Source organism: Rhodococcus sp. 27YEA6, from assembly GCF_044908235.1.
Lineage (GTDB): Bacteria > Actinomycetota > Actinomycetes > Mycobacteriales > Mycobacteriaceae > Rhodococcus_F > Rhodococcus_F qingshengii.
The window spans coordinates 28,876-49,181 of the sequence record NZ_JBIYCY010000001.1 but is presented as its reverse complement, the minus strand read 5'-3'; the positions used below and the strand labels follow the sequence as shown (position 1 = coordinate 49,181).

Annotated in this window: 20 protein-coding genes; 9 read left to right on the top strand and 11 right to left on the bottom strand. The window is 60.8% G+C overall.

Annotation, left to right across the window (positions count from 1 at the left end; genetic code table 11):
- Nucleotides 1-5: 5 nt before the first annotated feature.
- Nucleotides 6-650, bottom strand: coding sequence for a TetR/AcrR family transcriptional regulator (locus ABH939_RS00240; protein ID WP_003939902.1), 645 nt, complete (start codon nucleotides 648-650; stop codon nucleotides 6-8).
- 113 nt (nucleotides 651-763) lie between these two features.
- Here ABH939_RS00240 and ABH939_RS00235 point away from each other — a divergent pair, with 113 nt between their 5' ends.
- Both ABH939_RS00235 and ABH939_RS00230 read left to right on the top strand, forming a co-directional pair.
- Nucleotides 764-1,645, top strand: a complete 882-nt coding sequence (locus ABH939_RS00235; RefSeq protein WP_003940195.1) for an alpha/beta fold hydrolase — start codon at nucleotides 764-766, stop codon at nucleotides 1,643-1,645.
- Between the two features lie 218 nt (nucleotides 1,646-1,863).
- Nucleotides 1,864-2,040, top strand: a complete 177-nt coding sequence (locus ABH939_RS00230; protein WP_003940548.1) for a hypothetical protein — start codon at nucleotides 1,864-1,866, stop codon at nucleotides 2,038-2,040.
- Between the two features lie 34 nt (nucleotides 2,041-2,074).
- Here ABH939_RS00230 and ABH939_RS00225 read toward each other — a convergent pair whose 3' ends face one another.
- Entirely contained in the window at nucleotides 2,075-2,374 is a 300-nt protein-coding gene (locus ABH939_RS00225; protein WP_404649168.1) for a DUF4259 domain-containing protein, read from the bottom strand.
- Between the two features lie 1,421 nt (nucleotides 2,375-3,795).
- On the opposite strand from ABH939_RS00225, the gene ABH939_RS00220 reads away from it, so the two are divergent.
- Both ABH939_RS00220 and ABH939_RS00215 read left to right on the top strand, forming a co-directional pair.
- On the top strand, nucleotides 3,796-3,933 hold the full coding sequence (locus ABH939_RS00220) for a hypothetical protein (RefSeq protein ID WP_168421993.1): 138 nt from the start codon (nucleotides 3,796-3,798) through the stop codon (nucleotides 3,931-3,933).
- A gap of 303 nt (nucleotides 3,934-4,236) precedes the next feature.
- Complete coding sequence (locus ABH939_RS00215; protein WP_404649167.1) at nucleotides 4,237-6,192, top strand: ABC1 kinase family protein; 1,956 nt, start codon at nucleotides 4,237-4,239, stop codon at nucleotides 6,190-6,192.
- 14 nt (nucleotides 6,193-6,206) lie between these two features.
- Here the strand turns inward: ABH939_RS00215 and ABH939_RS00210 are convergent, their stop codons facing one another.
- The 4 genes from ABH939_RS00210 to ABH939_RS00195 form a co-directional block, all read right to left on the bottom strand.
- The gene (locus ABH939_RS00210) at nucleotides 6,207-6,938 is read right to left on the bottom strand and encodes a hypothetical protein (protein ID WP_039973126.1); all 732 of its coding nucleotides are present in this window, start codon (nucleotides 6,936-6,938) and stop codon (nucleotides 6,207-6,209) included.
- 38 nt (nucleotides 6,939-6,976) lie between these two features.
- Nucleotides 6,977-7,261 carry a hypothetical protein gene (locus tag ABH939_RS00205; protein WP_003939785.1) on the bottom strand — a complete coding sequence of 95 codons (285 nt, stop codon included), beginning with the start codon at nucleotides 7,259-7,261 and terminating at the stop codon, nucleotides 6,977-6,979.
- A gap of 127 nt (nucleotides 7,262-7,388) precedes the next feature.
- Complete coding sequence (locus ABH939_RS00200; protein ID WP_064112360.1) at nucleotides 7,389-8,996, bottom strand: AMP-binding protein; 1,608 nt, start codon at nucleotides 8,994-8,996, stop codon at nucleotides 7,389-7,391.
- A 103-nt stretch (nucleotides 8,997-9,099) separates the two neighbouring features.
- Complete coding sequence (locus ABH939_RS00195; RefSeq protein ID WP_039973125.1) at nucleotides 9,100-9,291, bottom strand: hypothetical protein; 192 nt, start codon at nucleotides 9,289-9,291, stop codon at nucleotides 9,100-9,102.
- Between the two features lie 25 nt (nucleotides 9,292-9,316).
- On the opposite strand from ABH939_RS00195, the gene ABH939_RS00190 reads away from it, so the two are divergent.
- A complete protein-coding gene (locus ABH939_RS00190; protein WP_003940315.1) occupies nucleotides 9,317-9,832 on the top strand; it encodes a CGNR zinc finger domain-containing protein in 516 nt (171 codons plus the stop codon).
- A gap of 10 nt (nucleotides 9,833-9,842) precedes the next feature.
- Here the strand turns inward: ABH939_RS00190 and ABH939_RS00185 are convergent, their stop codons facing one another.
- The 3 genes from ABH939_RS00185 to ABH939_RS00175 form a co-directional block, all read right to left on the bottom strand.
- Complete coding sequence (locus ABH939_RS00185; protein WP_003940176.1) at nucleotides 9,843-10,475, bottom strand: hypothetical protein; 633 nt, start codon at nucleotides 10,473-10,475, stop codon at nucleotides 9,843-9,845.
- 87 nt (nucleotides 10,476-10,562) lie between these two features.
- Nucleotides 10,563-11,099 carry a hypothetical protein gene (locus tag ABH939_RS00180; protein WP_007729952.1) on the bottom strand — a complete coding sequence of 179 codons (537 nt, stop codon included), beginning with the start codon at nucleotides 11,097-11,099 and terminating at the stop codon, nucleotides 10,563-10,565.
- A 150-nt stretch (nucleotides 11,100-11,249) separates the two neighbouring features.
- On the bottom strand, nucleotides 11,250-12,413 hold the full coding sequence (locus ABH939_RS00175) for an LLM class flavin-dependent oxidoreductase (protein WP_058226639.1): 1,164 nt from the start codon (nucleotides 12,411-12,413) through the stop codon (nucleotides 11,250-11,252).
- A 157-nt stretch (nucleotides 12,414-12,570) separates the two neighbouring features.
- On the opposite strand from ABH939_RS00175, the gene ABH939_RS00170 reads away from it, so the two are divergent.
- The 3 genes from ABH939_RS00170 to ABH939_RS00160 all read left to right on the top strand — a co-directional run bounded on the left by ABH939_RS00170 (nucleotide 12,571) and on the right by ABH939_RS00160 (nucleotide 16,361).
- The gene (locus ABH939_RS00170) at nucleotides 12,571-13,902 is read left to right on the top strand and encodes an MFS transporter (protein ID WP_404649166.1); all 1,332 of its coding nucleotides are present in this window, start codon (nucleotides 12,571-12,573) and stop codon (nucleotides 13,900-13,902) included.
- A gap of 141 nt (nucleotides 13,903-14,043) precedes the next feature.
- The gene (locus tag ABH939_RS00165) at nucleotides 14,044-14,709 is read left to right on the top strand and encodes a TetR/AcrR family transcriptional regulator (protein WP_050654552.1); all 666 of its coding nucleotides are present in this window, start codon (nucleotides 14,044-14,046) and stop codon (nucleotides 14,707-14,709) included.
- Nucleotides 14,706-16,361 carry an FAD-binding dehydrogenase gene (locus ABH939_RS00160; RefSeq protein WP_019745556.1) on the top strand — a complete coding sequence of 552 codons (1,656 nt, stop codon included), beginning with the start codon at nucleotides 14,706-14,708 and terminating at the stop codon, nucleotides 16,359-16,361. The genes ABH939_RS00165 and ABH939_RS00160 overlap by 4 nt, the downstream gene beginning before the upstream one ends.
- An 8-nt stretch (nucleotides 16,362-16,369) precedes the next feature.
- Here ABH939_RS00160 and ABH939_RS00155 read toward each other — a convergent pair whose 3' ends face one another.
- Entirely contained in the window at nucleotides 16,370-16,507 is a 138-nt protein-coding gene (locus ABH939_RS00155) for a hypothetical protein (RefSeq protein WP_153211511.1), read from the bottom strand.
- A gap of 47 nt (nucleotides 16,508-16,554) precedes the next feature.
- Nucleotides 16,555-18,921, bottom strand: a complete 2,367-nt coding sequence (locus ABH939_RS00150; RefSeq protein WP_404649165.1) for an arylsulfatase — start codon at nucleotides 18,919-18,921, stop codon at nucleotides 16,555-16,557.
- A gap of 117 nt (nucleotides 18,922-19,038) precedes the next feature.
- On the opposite strand from ABH939_RS00150, the gene ABH939_RS00145 reads away from it, so the two are divergent.
- The gene (locus ABH939_RS00145; RefSeq protein WP_322001233.1) at nucleotides 19,039-20,250 is read left to right on the top strand and encodes a DUF2254 family protein; all 1,212 of its coding nucleotides are present in this window, start codon (nucleotides 19,039-19,041) and stop codon (nucleotides 20,248-20,250) included.
- Nucleotides 20,251-20,306 lie beyond the last annotated feature (56 nt).

Genomic DNA, 20,306 nt, shown 5'->3' with positions numbered 1-20,306 from the left:
GAATACTAACGGCGGCCGACTTCGGGTTGATTCGTGGCCTGAGGTCTCGTCGGCCCGAGAATGCGATCGAGGAGACGCTCAACCAACTGGACCGCCAATTCTGCTGTGGCGTAGCCGGGAAGCATCCCCTGGGCGAGCCCGGCGACAGCCGCCAGAATGAGCTCGGCGTCGAGGTCGGGATCCATTGACGGCGCAACCGCGTCCCGATTGGTCACTCGTTGAAGCTGGCCGGAAATGAGCGCTGTCAACTCTCTTGGCGCAGTGAGGGTTTCCTCGGCGGCAATTCCTTGTCCGGTCAGTGCGGCAGCGTGGAAGGCGCCGAGAACAATCGCTTCCTCCCGACGTTGTCGATCGAGTGGGAGCATGCCAACAAGGAACGCTGAAATAACCTCGCGGGGTGTCGCTTCCGCGCCAAGAACAGACAACTCCTGCATCAAGCGAGCACCCGCATCCTGACGCACAGCTTGATGCGTCGCGAGAAGGAATTCCCGCTTCGTGCCGAAGTAGTACTGCACGAGTCGCACCGAAATCCCGGCCTCGGCAGCAACGGACTGAAATGTCACCGCCGCGAGCCCACCGTCGACAATTACTCGCCGCACCGCGTCGGTGATCTCCCGTTGCCTCACTTCATGGTCGACCAGTCGCGGCATGAGGCTGTCCTTCCCCTTTCGATATAGATGACTTTGACCCGTTAATGATACGCACGTACCGCATTAGTGATACGGTCATACCATCAAAATTGAATGCAGCGAGAGGGAGGCTCATGCCGAAGATCGGACGATTCAAGAACGAAGCATCAAAGCAGGCGTACGAGAGCATCTACCGAGAACTGGAGAGCACCTGGCCGGTTCCGTCGACACAACTCGACGTGCCGACATCGTTCGGAACCACCCATGTCCGTAGGTCGGGGACCGGCACGGAGACGCCGATCGTCCTGGTGCACTCTCTCGGGGCCAACTGTCTGCAATGGCACATCGTCATCGAGGACCTGTGCCGAGACCGAGTCGTGTACGCACTGGACACGATCGGCACACCAGGCCTCAGTGTCCAGACTTCTCCACTGACCGGGGAGTCCGACTTCGCCACCTGGATCAGCGAGGTATTGAACGAACTCGAGGTCGATCGCGTCCACCTGGTCGGCTACTCGCAGGGCGCGTGGCATGCCGTTCTCGTAGCACTTCATTCTCCTGAACGACTGGCGAGTGTGACGCTCATCGAACCGGGTGGAGTCTTCGACAAGCCCTCGTGGCGTGTGCTGCTGAAGATGGTCCGCGCCGGTATGCGCCGCACCGACAAGAATATTCGCAAGCTCAACGATTGGCTGTCCCCCGGGTACGTTCTCGGCGACCTCGAGTTCGCCCTCGCCAAGGAAGCGCTGAACTACCGGCCCGGTATCGGGTGGGCACGAATGCTCAAGGATGCAGAAGTGCAGTCGATTTCGGTTCCCATGCTCGTAATCTCCGGTGCTGAGACGGTGGTCTCCAACCCCGAGCAGGTGGCCGCGAGGTTAGCTGATCTTGTACCTGAAGCCGAAGTGGAGATCTATGCCGGAACCGGCCACGGAATCCTGGGACACATACCCGATCGGGTGATTCCCCGACTCATGAAGTTCGTCCGCAATCATGACGACGCGAAGCGGACGTGATCTCGCGGACCAGCCGCCGACAAGGTGGTGATGAAGCCGGTCAATCAGCTGGCCAAGGCGGTACAACTGACAGAGGAGAACATTCCTCTCCGACCACCGCGGTCAGGTAATGGTGGCCGTTGCCGCCGCCGTTTTGGTCGTGGCGGGAGGTCTGTGGTGGACGAAGACCATCTCCTCGCGCAGATACTCGGTGGCAGTGCTTCCGACCACGAGTCCGATTGACGATCACAGATGCGGACGTACCTGGGCTCGCGGTGACGGCCCGAGGTCGAACCCCCAGCGCCGCCCGAGTATTGGCGACCGACGCCGCCGAAGCTCTCTGTTCGATGTTCGAAGAAGCCAACGCAATGACTTCCGGAGGGTTCACGTTCACCGTCGTTCCACCGGGGAACTGACGGATCTATGGTCAGTAGCGCGGCCGCACCAGGTTTATGCCTGTTCGCGCTCGGCTGCGAGGGCGACCGCCTGTTCGAAAGTATGGACGAGCACTGCACGTCGAGCGACCTTGTGATCCTCGTCCGGTTCGAGTTCGTCAATGTAGCCATCCCACACGCCCAGATATCGATCGCGCCAGTCGATCAGCACTTGCGTGGATGGAAACGTCACACCGACTCGTTTCGTCTGGGCAATATCGGTGAGGATCTCGAGCCACGCCGGCACCATCTCCCCGCCCCATTCATCCGGCTCCAGACTCGAATCGTCTTCGAACTCGGCAGTGATGTCGTCCACGATTCGACCGGTCAGGGCCCCCAACCCATCCGCGACGGTGTCACTGTCAAAGTTTCCCGGACCCCAGACTCCCACAAGCCCTCCCATATCGATTGCGGATAAATTCAGGTCGACAGTCGCGTTCCCGTCGCAGCAGGCCGTGAGCGTGCTCGCAGTTTCAGGTCGGCAATTGCAAATTGGAGAATCTGCCGCCCGCTCAGTCAGAGCTTGCGGTCATTGGCGCCCGCCCAAATCGGACTGTCGACTATCTTCCGAAATTTCGGCGACCCGCCGATTGCTGAAATTTTGAGCATCAACCAGTTCCAGATTCTCACAGTCACCTCCGCGTCGTATTTCACCGTCAACACTAACCGACCGGCAGGACTCTTTTGGCTACCGGTACACCACTGTGCGTCGACCAGTTAGATCAGGCGTGAACTCGAACTGGCGCAACAGATCGCCGGGAACTGAAGGAGCGCTTGGGTCTTTCCCAGAACCGTCTGGCCCTTTGTGCGTGACGGCGATTGGTTCTGGGTGCATCGATCCGGTCGGAAGCACTGCGATGTTTGTCGGCACACGGAATTGCGCTCGGTGGAGATCGAGGATCCATATCCACGAGTGCCGCAGGCAATTCCTGAAGATTCGTAGGGGAATTAGCTGCGCATCGCAACCCCCAACAGCGATTCCGTCGATTGTGTAACAACCAAACGAAGAACAGCCATCGATCTCCGAAAGGAAGACTGATCCGGCGAAACCGCAAGGTAGTGTCACATCTACCCAGCAAAACTCGCCACGATCTCGAGAAGACGGTCGGCTTTGCCAACTGCCACCTCTGACGTTACGACGTTGCTGGGCAGGTGTTTACGGAAAAGGGCTTCGCACACGGGGTACCGATCACTGATGGGACTGATCACCCCTTCTCCGAAAGATGTTGGTAACGAATAGAACCCGGAGCACAGAGGTGCAACGATTGGGCGAGTTGATTCAACGCCCCCGGTGTGCGATCTATCTGTTTGCGCCAATCATCCTCGGCAAAGGCTTAATTCGCCGAACGGGGCCGGGTACTGCAATAGCTCATCGAGTATTCGATCACGCGTCTTACGCTAAGGAAGGACCGAGAACATGACTGAAGTAATTTCGTGGATTGTCCAGAATCCGATTGGTGCCGTCGTCGCGCTTGTTGCCGACATCATAATATTGACGATGTCGTCTGTCGCGGGACACTCGTAACCGAATCCGCCCGTCCTTCACGGTATTCCTAAGTCGGGGAACTACATTCGAAACACAGAGGGCCGCAACCGCAGCGTACTGTCGGCGCTCGTCACTGACCTTTCGTGGCCTCATATGCCCAACTGCGCTGGGTCCGTACTGACGTCCCTCGTGTCGAGTGTCGCACCACCAGTTTCAATCAGTCACGCCATCACTACTCAGGAGGAATCACAATGGGTTCGATCAACGCATTCAACGAATGGGTCAACCAAGCTACGTATGCGGGCGACCCGTTTGCCACCGCCATAGCGATCGTCCAGTTCTTCGCGGTGAGTCTCCTCAACCTGTTCACCGGCGGCCCCATTCTTTAAAGGAGTCCACTCGGTCTCACTTCTGCTCGGCGTCCATCGCAGCCTGTTCTGCGGCTGTAATGCTCCTCGCGAAAGGTGGCCGGGACATCGCTGACGAGCATGATGCGCAGTTCGGCCTCGCGGATGGTCAGTGAACGCAGTTTTGGACGGTCGATCAGGACGAGTCGACATCGGAGCGAATGAACACCGAAGTGCCCAAGCATGTTCGACGCTTGGGCACTGTCGGGCTTGTTACCCGGCAGTCGGGGTGGGCTCGGGGTTTTCCTGGATGTATCGCAGATTGCGAACCCGTACGCTATCGCAATGGACTTGATGGTCTGGATCGTCACGACGCCATTTCTTGCAGCAGCACTGGCGGGCGTGATGCGACGAACGCTGGGGACGAGAGTCGGATGGCCGCGAACCCTTGCGGTCGCGGTGATAGCACTCTCGGTGGGGGTTCCACTGTCGGGATACGTCGCAACACTTGCAGGAATTGCCAGCCAGGACGATCAACTTCTGGTGAGCGTAGGAACAGCGCTCATATTCTTCGGAGTTGTCGCGCTCTGGGTGTTCGCAGCATGCCTGGCCGCATTGGTTTTCCTCGAAGTTGTCCTTCCAACAGGGTCCATCCCCGGACCGCCAGAAGCATTGCAGCGCAGCCGCAAATCGTGGCGACGAACCAAGCGATACGTCCAGATCATGGGCATCGTCGTGCGAGCGGGAGGCGGGCCCGCTCTCCGTGCTGGGCCATCAGCGCCTCAGTTCGGGGACGCGCTGGTGGAAGTAGTCAACCGGTGCGGTGTCACTTTCGTCAAGCTGGGACAGATCCTCGGCACGCGAGACGACCTCATACCACCCGAGTTGGCTCGCACTCTCTCGTCTCTGCAAAGTTCGGCACGACCGGCTGATCCAGTCCGCATTGCGAAGCTACTGGCATCGGAACTCGGCGACGCACCAGAGTCGGTGTTCGCATGGTTCGATGTGGAGCCGTTCGCCGCCGCCTCTGTCGCACAGGTACATTCCGCGCGCACCGTTGAAGGCGTCGACGTTGTGGTGAAGGTTCAACGCCCCGAGGCGAGCGCACAAGTGAGCGTGGATTGCGATATCTTCCTTCGCGTGTCATCCCGCGCGGAGACCCGTTTTCCCTGGGCACGCGATATCGGCGTTCACCGACTCGCCGGGGGCCTCGTCACGTCACTGCTCGAGGAACTCGACTACCGCACCGAAGCAGCGAATACCGGCGCGATTGCTTCCACCATGTCGAACCGCCCGGATATCGTCGTTCCGCATATCTACCCCAACCTCAGTAGCGGACGGGTGCTCGTGATGGAACGTCTTCACGGCACACCGCTCTCCGACGGTGAGTCGGCGCTCACCGGCCTCGACCGCGACACCCGCAGCAGCATCGCCAACGAACTTCTTGCGTCGTTGCTCGACGGGATCTTTGTCCACGGCGTGTTTCACGCGGACCTGCACCCCGGCAACATCATGATCCTCGATGACGGCCGGATCGGGCTCCTCGACTTCGGCGCAGTAGGGGTTCTGGACGGCGAGACACGGATCTTGTTCGCCGTGCTCCTCAACGCTGCCCTCGCAGGTGATCCGGTGGCGACAGTCGACGCGATGCTGATGGCATTCGACGTGCCGCCCGAAGTTGATCGCGGAGCACTACGTCACCAGGTGGGCCGAGAGATCACCCTGCTCAGTGTCCAACCCAATGTTTCCATGGCATCGTTCGCGCGAATGTTCACTGTGCTTCGCGAACACCGAATCGGAGTGCCGGGAGACGTCGCCGCCGCTTTCCGTTCGCTCGCGTCCTTGGAGCGCGCCCTGCGGCTCCTGGATCCGCAGATCGACCTCGTCGCTGCTGTTCGGGCCGAAGTACCCCGACTGTTGACCCATGTCGCCAGCCCGACTGCAGCCGCGCAGGCAATCCTGTCGACGACGGCGGTCACAACCGCGGTGGTCCGGCGCCTGCCTGGTCAGCTCGATCAGATCGCGACCTCGATTGCCTCGGGAAGCTTCACACTTCGCACTCGCTCGGTCGCACACCCCGACGACAGGCGATGGCTACGACGGTCGGCGAACAACGCCCTGGGTATGGCGGCGGGGGTGACCGCGCTGATTGTCGCGGCGATCCTGCTGTTCGTACCTGGCGGACCACAACTCACACCTCAGCTGTCGGGCTATGCACTCGCGAGTGCGGTACTGGGCTTCGTCGGCGTCGTTCTGTGCATGCGGACCGTGTTCCGTTTGTTCACACTCGACAACAGGTAACCGAGAACTGATTTTCATCGCTTGATCTCGATGTCGTCGAAGTCGAGCGCCAGGAGGGTCGGCCGCGAGAGAACGCGACTGCCTGGGCCCCGCGGGAGAACGCGCCGTCGAGTGGGAAAGGTGAGACCGTCGAACTGACGGTGATGGTCACAGTAGAGAGCAGCTTTCGCCCAGCTGCCTACCGGTTCGGCGACGAAGTCGTGACGGCGGATGAGGCCACCGTTGTCGACATAGAAGGTCTGCTGCCGGCAATGGGTGTCGATTTCTGGCGCAAATGTTGCTTGTAGTCGTCGCCATTGCTGCCCGGATTCCTGCCAAGGTTCGGCTTCGGTGACAGTGATGTCGTCGCGGGCGAGCAGCAGCGGTGCGTTCAGATAGTTCCAAAAGGCGTAGCCGGCAAAGTAAGCGGTGTCGAGCGCGTCCCAGTGGAGGTTGCGCCGGACTCCACTCAACCCGAAAAACTCTGGACGTGGGTCGGTTCGACTCCCGAGTTCTTCGCCGTCACGAGTTTCGATCCGCACGACGCCCTTGTCGAACACAGCGCACTCGCCGACACGCGGAAAGTCTTGGAGGACAGTGCGTTGCTCGGCGACTTCAACCTCGACCGTGAACTTCGCCAGCTTGTTGCCGGGGAAGCGCTGAGGCAGCAGACCGCCCAAACGTCCCCGTGCCGTGATCGCTGAAACAGACTGCCAACGTTCGACTCCGCCATGTGCGGTGAGGACTTCATCGAGTAGTTCGGTCATATGTCGACGCTCTCCGTCCCATGACGGAACTGTGGAAATCAGCGATCAGACGGACGCGTAGTTGTAGTTGCGTTCCTCCCGCGGTACCACTGCCACCCCGCGGTGATGATGACAGCGCCGGCAAGGGACCCGAGGATGCCGCTCGGGCGCAATGATAATCCGTCGCCTGCAATCAAACTCACGAGCAATCCGCCGACCAGCGAACCACCGATTCCCGCGATGAACGCGAAGGTCCAGTCCACTCGTGCGGTCGTTTTCCCCAGAATCAGCTGGGCTCCCGCTCCGATGACGATCCCGAACAGGAGTATTCCGATGATGAGCATGAGCTGAGACCCTTTCGTGGAGTGACGACGCAAGGCGCGAACGACTTACTCTGCGCCATCTTTCCGGTATGTCTCTTATGTCGTGGTGAAATCCGTGTGAAAGGTTGTCGCCACCCACTCCACACTGCTAGGACGACGCCAGTGTCGTCGCCCAGCGGTAGTCCGCCTTACCGGCCGGGGTCCTCTTGACTTCATCGACCAGCACGATCGTGCGCGGCACCTTGTAACCGGCCAACGTCTTACGGCAATGTTCCTGAACCGCTTCGAGAGTCAGCTCGTCGGATCCGGGGTAGGTCGCGATCACCGCTGCGACCTGCTGCCCCATGCGCGGGTCGGGCGCGGGGACAACGAGTGCGTCCGATATTGCCGGATGCGCGTGAAGGGCGGCCTCGACCTCTTCGGCGAAGACCTTCTCGCCACCGGTGTTGATGCACTGCGAGCCACGACCCAGGAAGACAATCGTGCCGTCCGCTTCGACCTTGCCCATGTCGCCGAGCACCGAAAGACGGGTGCCGTCAGCGCGGGTCGGGAACGTGCGGGCGGTCTTCTCTTCGTCCTTGTAGTACCCGAGCGGGACGTTTCCGATACGCGCGATGTAGCCCACGTCGTCGGAGCCGGCGGGGATCTCTTCGAGCCGCTCGTCGACCAGGATCATGTTCGGCGAGGGCGGCATTCGCAGATTTCCCGCCTCATCGATGGAGAAGGCGCCGTCATTACCGGACTCCGAGGCTCCGAAGTTGTCCCGCAACAGCAGGTCCGGCTTCACCGCCAGCATGCGGTCTCGAACGCTGGTGGACCAGATCGCACCACCTGACGTGATCGAGAAGAGACTGCTGAAATCGACCTCGTCTTTGCGTCGTTCCATCTCGTCGACCAACGGCAGTCCCATGCCGTCACCGACGATCAGGATCACCTGTACCGAATCCTTCTCGATCGCTTCGACGACCTTCTCCGCAACGAATTCTCGTCGTAGAACCACGCGGGCACCGAGGGTGAGGAAGGTGAACAGCGAATACAACGCTGCGCCGTGCATGAGGGGGGCGGCAATGAGGAACGAGAGTTCCGGAAATTCCTTTGCAGCGCTGGCTATCTCGGCGAGGTCCTGTCGAGCTTCCTCGCCGTACGGATTTCCGCCGGAGAGCGGCTTACGGAAGAAGTCGTCGTGACGCCACATGACACCCTTCGGGTATCCGGTCGTCCCGCCGGTGTAGAGCAGGTACACGTCGTCGCCCGAACGAGAATCGAACTCCCCTACCGGTGACATCTCGCGAGCGTCGTCGAAGGAAACCACCGACACTTCATGCGCTTTCGCGGCAGCGACCAGTTCGGCCTCGACCTCGCCGATCACGATCACCGTCTTCACCTTCGGGCATGCACCGAAAAGGGAAGCAAGGACACGCTGATGCTCGGGGAGTTCCACGACCACTGCGACCGAGTCGGAGTTGGTGAAGATGTACTCCAGCTCGGCGGGCGTGTACCGGTAGTTCACATTGATCGGGACCGCACGGATCTTGATCAACCCGAGGATCGACGTGACATGTTCGACGCTGTTCTTCAGGAACAGGGCTACATGATCGCCGCGCGAGATGCCGGCTTGCGCGAGCAGGTTGGCCGTTCGGTTGGCTTCCGCGTCCAGCTCAGCGTAGGAGAAGTTCTCTCCCTCGTAAGTCAAGGCGACGCGATCAGGCACCGAGCTGGCGACGGTTTCGAATACATCAGCGAGGTTGAACTGCATCGTCTTCCCTTTCAGAGTCTGCGCCGCGATACCGAGGCATACAACCCTGAATCTAGAACACGTTCCATGTCACCCGAGGCAAAACGGAGCGATTAGCTGACCATTACCTGGACCTGACCTTGATCGGCGCAGCGACGGCCGAGCCCGCACCGCCCGACACCCATTCGGCGAGCAAGGTCTGCCACGACCCGCAATGGCAGCGCAGGTAGGTGACCGTCCCCTCGCTGGTCCGATGCCGAGATTCGATCTCCCAGCGGTGGATGCAACTTATCGGCGCGAAATCTGTTTTCTTCATACGACGAGCATGATGTAATGGCATTGTGCATCTCAACCCTTACGGCGAATATGCGGTGACGCTGGCCGCCGACCTGGCCAATCGAAATCCCGAGACCTTGGCCGAACTCGTCGAACGCTGCGTCGATGCAGGCATCATTCTCGATTTCCCCATCGCCGAGAAGGACCTCGACGAGACCCTCGACCTTCTGATCGAGTGGTCGAAAATCGTCGACGTCACGGAGGAGGCAGCCCGCGCCGAGTTGGTGAACGTCATGCTCGAGCAAGCGTCGGCGTATCCGCGCATGACCAACCACGCGAACGACGGCTGGCATCTGCACTACCGCGATCCCCAACAGTCGCTCGCCGAGGTCCTCAAGGCACTCTTCTCGGTAGGCACGGCGCTACACCTCGTCGGCCGCGGCATGCACCGATTAGGTCGATGCACCCTGGACGAGTGCACCAACATCTACGCGGACACCTCCCGCAACGGCAATCAGCGGTACTGCTCCCCCACGTGCGCGAACCGCGACGCGGTGCGGCGTCATCGTGCACGCAAGTGAGTTGCACCTACTACGACGTGGGACCCACTACCTCGAAATCCGAGCCACCTTGGTACTCGAACTGAAAGCTACCGCCGCTGCTTCCCGAGCTGATCCGATTCCACGCGTCGATCAAGTCCTGGACCGTGTTGTATCCCAGATCCTCCAAAGATCCTGAGAGACTTCCGGTTCCCGCGCCCTCGAACCAGCCGCCGACCACAACTGCCTGCGGAATCGCGATAGTGGGGTTGGTCGGATCGAGCAGTCGAACGCACGCTCCCGCAACGGCGTACACCCCGGCCGGCAGATTACCGACGGTCCGCGTGATCGTCTGCCCAGGCGAAACGGCAAACAGATCGAGGATGTTACTGACGGTCGGGTACACCAACACGCCAGGCTGGAGCAGCTTTGCCGGATCGCGAATCACGTCGGGGACATCCCTGGCATTGAGGATCGCCACCGTGCAGTTGATGAAGCTGAACCGCGGGTTCGGGTTGGTGATGGTGAAGGTGATCGCATTGTCCGCTGCGCTCACCGATACCGGAGGCGGAAGAATCGCCGGTGCTGCCGACGCCGTCGCCGGAGTCATGACAACCAGTCCCACGACGGCGGCGGACGCCGCGACAATGCTTCCGAGAGCGCGTTTGAATCCACGACTTCGCATTTCCGAACCTCCAGGCAAGTCGGTCAGATCACCAGATGCCTGAAGAATAGACCGCTCAGTCGGAAAATTGGGGAGACAGGCAGCGAGCTACCCGAAAAGCCCTTCGAGGCTGCCGCTACCGAACAGGTCGCTCAGGCTTCCGGTATTGATGCCGCTGAACGGTCCACCGATGACAACGAGGCTCGGCACGCCAGGAACGGGCTTACCCAACGTCTCGAGATCGAGAAGATCGGAGCAGGCACCGAGCACGGCGTAGGTTCCGTCCGGAACATCGGTCACGGTGTTGGTGACCGTCTGCCCCTTACCGACGGCGAACAGTGAGGACGGGTCGGTGATCTTGGGGTACACCACAAGGTTCGGATCGAGCAGCTTGAGCGGATCATCAAGCACGGCAGCAGAATCCGCGGCGTTGACGACAAACGCCTGGCACAACGGGGCAATGCCCGTGTTGTTGTTCGTGATCGTCAGTGCCAGATCGTTTCCGGTCACCTTGTACGAGACGACCGGCGGGACCACCTCGGCCGACGCAGTTGCAGGATTGACCATCGCGACGCCTGCCGCGGTTGCAGCGGCGACTGCCACGGTTCCCACGACGCGACGTACTCCACTCGTGCCCAGCTTCATCGAGGATCCTTTCGTACTGCGCCTTGAGTTCGGCAACAGTGCGCAGCCTAGAACGGATCTACTGACCGAATTGCGTGAATAGTCCCGGAGGGAGGCCGTGCCCGAAAGATCGGGACAAACGTCCCCTTCTCGAAGAGCTCGCTGTTCGACTCAGTTCCCACTGGAGACGAAGGGCGTTCGCACCGGTCCGCCGACCGAACCGTGCGGTGCTACCAATCCACGCTTTTCGAGGATCGGACGCACGCCCTCACCGAACTGATACGCCTCTTCGAGATGGGGATAGCCCGACAATACGAAGTGATCCAGACCGATCGCCGCGTACTCGGCAATCCGATCAGCCACTTCTTGGTGCGAACCGACCAATGCGGTGCCTGCACCCCCTCGCACCAATCCGACGCCGGTCCACAGGTTCGGCGCAATCTCCAGCGACCTCGCTCCGACGCCCTCCTTGTAAGCCGAACCGCCGCCGTGCAATTCGAGCATCCGACGCTGACCTTCGGAGCCGGATCGCGCAAGACTCGCCTGAGCCTGCTCGACGGTCGCCGGATCGAGCGCACTGAGCAGCCGATCCGCTTCTGCCCATGCCTGTTCCGAGGTGTCCCGGCTGATGACATGCAGACGGATTCCGTAGTCGAGGTGACGACCTTGAACTTCCGCGAGGTCGCGAATCCAGGCGATCTTGGCGGCAACAGCGGACGGCGTCTCACCCCAGGTGAGATACGTATCCGCGTAACGCGATGCGACGGTTCCGGCCGCCGGCGACGATCCACCGAAGAAGATGGGCGGTACCGGGTCCGGAATACGCTGCAGCATAGCCTTTTCCACGTTGACGTACTCGCCGGAGAAATCAACCGGACCGTTACCGGACCACAACTGGCGGATCACGTCTAGGAACTCGCCGCATCGTGCGTACCGTTGGTTCTTGTCGAGGAAGTCACCGAACGTGCGCTGCTCGTGGTCCTCCCCGCCGGTCACGACGTTGAGCAGCAGACGACCGCCCGACTGCCATTGGAAGGTTGCGGCCATCTGGGCGGCCAGCGTCGGGCTGAGCAATCCCGGTCGCAGAGCAACCAGAAACTTGAGCGTCTCGGTGGTCTCGAGCATCATCGCAGTCGTCAGCCATGCGTCTTCGCACCACGCGCCGGTCGGCGTGAGGACGGCCTCGAAGCCGTTCGTCTCGGCGGCCGCGCCGATCTGATTGAGGTATTTCAGCGTCGCCGGACGATCACCGGACATCGAGCTGCCGTGCCCACCCGCCATCAGATTCCGGGAATCACCGTAAGTAGGCAAGAACCAGTGGAAGCGCAGTGACACGGTGATTCCTTTCGTCGACGAACAGGCAGAACTCTTCTGTCATTACAACCACAGTCCACCTCGAAGAACAGGGTTGAAATCACCCTGATCGCTACGGGTGCCCACTTTCGGCTCCGGCGATACCTTCGTGAATTTGCACCGCGACCCGGGGGCTCCGATGACCACGTTTGCCGAAGTCGAGCACAATTCACCGTTCTCGAACGAGACCGACGACGAGCGGCGATCCAGACTGAGAACCGTCGTCGCCGCGAGCCTGCTCGGCACGACGGTCGAGTGGTACGACTTCTTCCTCTATGCGACGGCCGCGAGCCTCGTCTTCAACCAACTGTTCTTCCCCAACCAGAGTTCCTTTGTCGGGACCATGCTTTCTTTTGCGACCTTCGCGGTCGGCTTTCTCGTTCGCCCCATCGGCGGAGTGGTGTTCGGTCACATCGGCGATCGCATCGGGCGCAAGAAAACGCTTGCCCTCACGATGTTCATCATGGGTATCGCGACGGCGCTCATGGGTGTCCTTCCGACCGCAGCTCAAATCGGGGTCGTTGCACCGATTCTGCTTCTGCTGCTTCGTATCCTGCAGGGATTTGCTCTCGGTGGTGAGTGGGCCGGAGCCGTTCTTCTGGCGGTCGAACACAGTCCGGAGAAGAAGCGCGGGCTGTTCGGCAGCATCCCGCAGATCGGACTGGCTCTCGGCTTGGCTTTGGGCACAGGAATGTTCGCACTACTTCAAACGGCCTTCGACGACGAACAGTTTCTCCGTTTCGGCTGGCGCATAGCCTTTGTTCTGAGCTTGGTACTCGTGATCGTGGGGTTGGTGGTCCGTTTGAAGGTCGACGAAACGCCGGCATTTCAGGCGGTTCGCGACCTCGAACGACGCTCGTCCGCCCCGCTCAGGGAAGTCTTTCAAGGAAGAGTCGCGCGAAACACCGTACTGGGCATGCTGTCTCGCTGGGGCGAGGGCGCCGCGTTCAACACCTGGGGTGTCTTTGCAATCACCTACGCAACCAAGACTCTGCATTTCGAGAAGGTTCCGGTACTTCTTGTGGTCACCGTGGCCGCAGTAGTGATGGCGATCTTGCTGCCGTTTTCCGGTTTACTCACTGATCGGTTCGGCCCGCAATGGGTCTACATCGTGGGCATCGCCGCGTACGGACTCGCGATCTTCCCCGCCTTCGCACTGTTCGGTACCGAAAATCTCCTGCTCTTCGGAGTCGCGATGGTCGTGGTCTTCGGAGTGATTCATGCCTTGTTCTACGGCGCCCAGGGAACGCTGTATGCGAGCCTCTACCCCACAGAAATCCGGTACACCGGGTTGTCGGTCGTTTACCAGTTCTCGGGTATCTACGCCTCCGGCGTCACACCTCTGATTCTGACGGCACTGATCGGCGCCAGTGGCGGTTCGCCCTGGCTGGCATGTGGATATCTGGTGGCCACCTCGGCGATCAGCGTCGTCGCCACTGCGGCGATCAGGAAGCGTGATCTGCATCTGTAGCGATCACACCTGAATATTCACTTCTCTTGGACATTTACTAGATATGCATAGAAATACCTGCGAAGAAGAACAGATCGAGATACGCCTACGCATCGGATACATCCGTGTATCGTTTGGGGTCCCACCCTGACGGAGGCGCCGATGACGACTGGAACGGACAACTCGCCGGCCAAGCGTGTCACCAAACGCCGTGGTCAGACCCGGCAGCGCCTGCTCGACGCGGCTGCAGATGTCTTCTCCGAAGCCGGGTTCGGGCACGCCACGGTCGAGCAGATCTGCGAACGCGCCGGATACTCCCGAGGCGCGTTCTACTCCAACTTCGATTCACTCGACGAATTGTTCTTCGCGATGTGGGAGCAGCGATCTGCATCAATGCTCGCAGACCTGAGGTTGGCGACGGAGTCGATCACCGCCGGCAACACCGTCGACATCCATGCCGCTGTCGCCCGGATCGTGGCGGTGGTTCCGGTCGACCCCCAGTGGTACCGGATCAACGCGGAATTCACAGCCCACGCGCTCCGTAACCCGGCACTTCGCAAAGCCCTTGCCGACCGTGAAGACGCGATCCTTCGCACCCTGTTGCCCATTGTGGAGTCCGCACTCAGCGACGTCGGGCGAACAATCGTCGGCGACCCGACGGCGTTGGGACGGGCATTGGTTGCAGTGCACGACGGCACCAGCGTGCAGTGCCTCGTCGATACCGACACCAACGCCGCCTTTGCACTGCGCCGCGATATCTTCACTCGAATTCTGCTGTCCTACAGCGAAATAATCCAGAACAACCAATCGGAAGAGGAGTTGTCGTGAGCGAACAAGCTGACGTCATCGTTGTCGGGGCAGGGCTGGCGGGACTGGTCGCCACCTACGAACTGACGCGCGCGGGCCGCAAAGTCCTTGTCGTGGAACAGGAGAACGCTGCCAACCTCGGCGCGCAGGCATTTTGGTCTCTCGGCGGACTCTTCCTCGTGAACAGCCCCGAACAACGCCGACTCGGCATCAAGGACTCCCTCGAGTTGGCGATGCAGGACTGGATGGGCACAGCGGGATTCGACCGTGAGCGCGAAGATCACTGGCCTCGCCAGTGGGCCAAGGCGTACGTCGAGTTCGCGGCCGGCGACAAGCGTCAGTACCTGCACGATCTGGGGCTTCGCCTGATGCCGAATGTCGGCTGGGCCGAACGTGGCCGCGGAATGGCTCTTGGACACGGCAATTCGGTACCGCGCTTCCACCTCACCTGGGGCACCGGACCTGGCGTCGTCGATGTCTTTCTGACCAAGGTGATTGCTGCCCAGAAACGTGGACTGGTCACGTTCAAGCACCGCCACCAAGTCGATCAACTCGTCGTCACCGATGGTGCGGTCACTGGTGTACGCGGAACCGTCCTCGAACCTTCCAGTGATCTGCGCGGCGTGAAGAGTTCGCGCACCCCCATCGGCGAATTCGAGTTCGCCGCACAGGCCGTCGTGGTCACCTCCGGTGGAATCGGCGGCAACTACGAACTGGTGAAGAAGAACTGGCCCGAGCGACTCGGCAAGGCGCCGAAGCACATGCTGACGGGAGTACCGGCGCACGTCGACGGACGCATGCTCGAAATCACCGAATCCGCGGGCGGAAACATCGTCAACCGCGACCGCATGTGGCACTACACTGAAGGCATCCAGAACTGGAATCCCATCTGGCCCAACCACGGAATCCGAATCATCCCCGGACCGTCCTCGATGTGGTTCGACGCCACCGGCAAGCGTCTGCCGGTCCCCAACTTCCCCGGCTTCGACACGATGGGAACCTTCAAGTACATCCTCGACAGCGGCCACGAGTACACGTGGTTCATCCTCGACCAGAAGATCATCGAGAAGGAGTTCGCACTCTCGGGATCGGAACAGAACCCTGACTTCACCAACCGCGACTTCAAGCTCCTCCTCGAACGAATCAAGAAGGGCGCGCCGGGACCGGTCGAAGCATTCAAGCAGAAGGGCGCCGACTTCGTGGTGCGCAACAACCTTCGTGATCTGGTCGACGGCATGAACGCCCTCACCGACGAACCGCTCCTCGACTACGAGGACATCGAACGCGAGATGATCGCCCGCGACCGCGAAGTCGACAACAAGTACAGCAAGGACTTCCAGGTCACCGCCATCCACGGTGCCCGTAATCTGTTGGCAGACAAGATCGTGCGCGTCGTTGCACCGCACAAGATCCTGGACCCCAAGAACGGCCCACTGATCGCGGTCCGGTTGCACCTACTCACACGCAAGACCCTCGGCGGCTTGGAAACCAACCTGGATTCGCAGGTCATCAAGGCCGACGGCAGTGTCTTCGACGGCCTGTACGCAGCCGGTGAAGTCGCGGGCTTCGGCGGCGGCGGAGTCCACGGTTACAGCGCACTCGAGGGGACCTTCCTCGGCGGCTGCATCTTCTCGGGCCGCGCAGCCGGACGAGCATTGGCGCGCGACCTGTAGCCCCGAAATCAGGCGAGCGAATGCGTGACCAGAATGTGGTGGGCACGCATTCGCCGCGCCTCGTGCACGGATTGATGGTGGTGATGGTGCGTCGGCCCGCGCGCGTGGCGGACCAGATCGTGAACAGTACGGATGACGGTCGGCATTGCGACCCTCCCTCAGGAGATTGTGACTGCTGCTCTTGCCTGTGGAATCACTGTCTGGACACCGCCACTCGCGCCACCTCCTCCGGATCGATGAGGTGTGTATGGTCGTCGTCACCGACATCGATCTGCACGATGTCGATACTTGCGTTGAATGTGGTTGCGCCACTGTAATCGACACTGACAGGCATGCCGTAGTCATCCCCGATGTCGGTGGTCTCGTCCGCGGAGAAGACCATCGGTTGCGTCTGCTCGACGCGCCCTGAGCCCACTTCGCGACCGTCGTGATAGATCGTGACCCCACCGCCTCTCGCGAGACCACCTCCGTCGTAGGTGAACTCAGCTCTGATCTGGTGTGATCCTGCCGGAATGTCAACGTCGGAACCGATGACGAACTCGGTCATGCCCAATAGGTTGTAGACGAATTTGGCGCGGCCTTCCCGCGCGTAAAGTGCCCAGCCGCCAAATCTGCCTCCCTGCGCGATCATCACACCGTTGGCAGTAATGCCATCCGCGACGTCGACTGCTGCTGTGACACTGAATGATCGGTTCTTGATACTCAGCACGCTGTGCTCGCTCAGCCGTTTCATTCCGGGAAACAGAACCTGTCGATTCCCGGACACCAACTGCGGACGCCCCGCGATGTGAGGGTTGAACCTCTCGAATCTTCGGTCGTCGATCGGAAGCACGTTGTACTTGACCGCTTCGATCAACCACAAGCGTTGCAGTGCAGCGAGTTTCTCCGGCAACTCGGCCGCCAAGTCTTTGGACTGCGTCCAATCCTGAGACCCGTCGTAGAGCTCCCACACGTCGTCGTCGAGAGCGGGGAGTGCCTCCGCGAACAGCCACGGAGTGCTGTGCCTGGTGACCGCACTCCAACCCTTGTAATAGATTCCACGGTTGCCGGCCATCTCGAAGTACTGCAGATCGTGACGTTCGGCGACTTCGGCGTCGTCGAAGGTGTAGACCATGCTGGTCCCCTCGATGGGTGATTGCTGGACGCCGTTGACAAAGGTCGGTTCCGGTAGTTTCGCGACTTCGAGGATCGTCGGTGCAACGTCGATGACGTGGGTGAACTGCGACCGCGTCTCCCCCTTGGTCCGAATCCCTGCAGGCCAGTGCACGATCGTCCCGTTGCGAGTGCCACCCCAATGCGACGCAACCTGTTTCGTCCACTGGTACGGGGTACACATTGCCCACGCCCACCCCACGGAATAGTGGTTGTATGCGTCCTTGGTACCGAATTTGTCTTTCACTTCCGCCATGAACTCGGGCGTCTCGATGGCGGCGAGTCCGTTGAAGTTGGCCATCTCGTTGAAAGCGCCGTTGATCGTCCCCTCTGCGGACGCTCCGTTGTCTCCGATGATGTAGTACACGAGGGTGTTGTCGAGAGCTCCGAGTTCTTCGATCGCATCGACAAGCCGGCCGACATGGAAATCGGTGTGTTCGAGAAATCCTGCATAGACTTCCATTTGGCGTTCGAGGACGGGCTTCATCTCCTCACTCATGTCCTCCCACGCCGGAATGGCCTCGGGACGCGGGGTGAGGACCGCATCCGCGGGAACGACTCCCCGCTGCTTCTGCTGCTCGAGAATCGATTCGCGTTGGGCGTCCCAACCTCCTGCGAACCGGCCCTCGTACTTGTCGGCCCACTCCTTCGGAACATGGTGCGGTGCATGTGTGGCGCCGGGTGCAAAGTAGACGAAGAACGGCTTGTCCGGAGCCAAGGACTTCTGCATCCGAACCCAGTCGATCGCGTGATCGGCAAGGTCTTCGGTGAGGTGGTAACCCTCCTCCGGTGTCTTGTCCGGCTCGACAGGCGCGACGCCCTCGTACAGCGCCGGGTAATACTGGTTGTTCTCCCCGCCGATGAATCCGTAGAAATGCTCGAATCCGCCTTCTCCCGTCGGCCACGACGTGAACGGTCCCACCGGGGATGTTTGCCACGGCGGAACCTCGTGACACTTGCCGAACTGAGCCGTCGAGTATCCGTTGAGTTTCAACGTCATCGGCAGTGCGGCTTTGGTATTCGGCCGCAGGCCGGAAAGACCAGGAGCCGAGGTAGCGGTTTCGGTGATCGATCCCATGCCGACCGAATGATGGTTGCGCCCGCTCAGAAGAGCGGCGCGGGTCGGAGCACACAGTGCCGTCGTGTGAAACCGCGTGTACGTGAGCCCATTACTTTGCAATCGCTCAGCAGTCGGTGTGTCCGCTGGTCCGCCAAAGGCACTGCTCGCGCCATATCCCACGTCGTCCAACAGGACCACCAGAACATTGGGTGCGCCGGCCGGCGGTAGTAGCGGAGTGATCGGCGGAAACTCGGTGTCCGGATCCTTCGCGTCGTACGTCACCAGACCAAGAGGTTGTCGATCCGGAATCGGTAGTACAGCGCGGCTCTGGTCTGTCGGATCCGTCATGACGTCTCGCCTTCTGTCTCTCACATGGCTCTTTCAAGCGTTTCAGGATCACGACGACGTCGACATCATCCGTTTCGGGTGAAGGCGCACCATTGCCGCAGCGTGGAGGCTTGAAGTGTGGATCAGCCCGGACGTTTCGCTCCCACCCCGATCGGGCATGCCTTCCTCGTCCCCCGGCGCCGTGTACGTGCCGGCCTGACCCAGATCCTGTGCGTCGTCGTGGGACTGGCTGCCGGACTGGGGATGCCGTACGTCCGGAGCGGCCCGATGATTCCCGCCCGTCAGGTCAGCGAGATGCTCGTTGCCCTCGGACTGGGGCTATTGGGTGTAGTGGCAGTGATCTTCTCGCTGCTGTTCCTCGTCGTCCAATGGGCCGCGACCACCTTCACCCCTCGCTTGTTGTTGTTCCGCGACGACCCCATCGTGTGGCGGACGTTTGCCTTCGCGATAGGCCAGTCGGTTTTCGACATCACGGCGGCGCTCGCCATCAGCAACGAAACAGATGTGTCCGTGGTCGTGCCAAGTCTCGCAGTGCTGGCGCTCTTGGCCACGCTGACGCTGATCAGGCTGCTCCAGCTGCGCGCATTCTCGGCCATCCAGTTGGCTCCTGTACTGACCTCGATCTCGAGTCGTGGCCGAGCAGTCTTCGCCGCCGTGTACCCCACCACTGATCTGGAGTTGCCTCCTCTACCAACACTTCCGGTGATCACGACAATCGAGTGGCATCGACCGCCGGCCGTTCTGCAGCAGATCCTCGTCGAAGATCTGCTGCAGAACGCTCGGAACTGCCGATCCATGGTGGTCCTCCGAGTGTCGCCGGGTAGCACGCTGCGAGACGGATTGCCGCTCGCCGACGTCTACGGCGGACCCATGCCCGCCAACACGATCCTTGACGCCTTGGTCAGTGGGAGTGAGCGGACCTTCACCCAGGACCCCCTACTCGCGATTCGGTTGTTGGCTGACATCGCGCTCAGAGCGCTCTCACCCGCTATCAACGATCCTGCGACGGCCGTGCAGGCTCTGGACGAGATCGAGGACCTCCTCTCTCTGGTGGCCTCCGTACGCGCAGATTCGATCCGGGCCGTCGACGAGCGTGGTGATCTGCGTGTGGTGATTCCACTGCCCGACTTCACGAGCTTCGTCAGAACCGGACTGGACGACGTCATAGCCTCGGCATCGAACTCGCCACTCGTTCTGGGCCGACTTCGCGACCTACTTTCGCACGTCGCCGCCCAATCGGAGTCTCGGAACCACGATATTCTCGCCACGCGCGCTCGCTGGATTGATCAGCTGTCACAAGGCTTCCCGCGACTCGAACCCCCGTTGTGAACCCGTACAGATTTGCGGGCCATCGCGTCAAAGCATCGTCAAGATCAGTCTCAGAG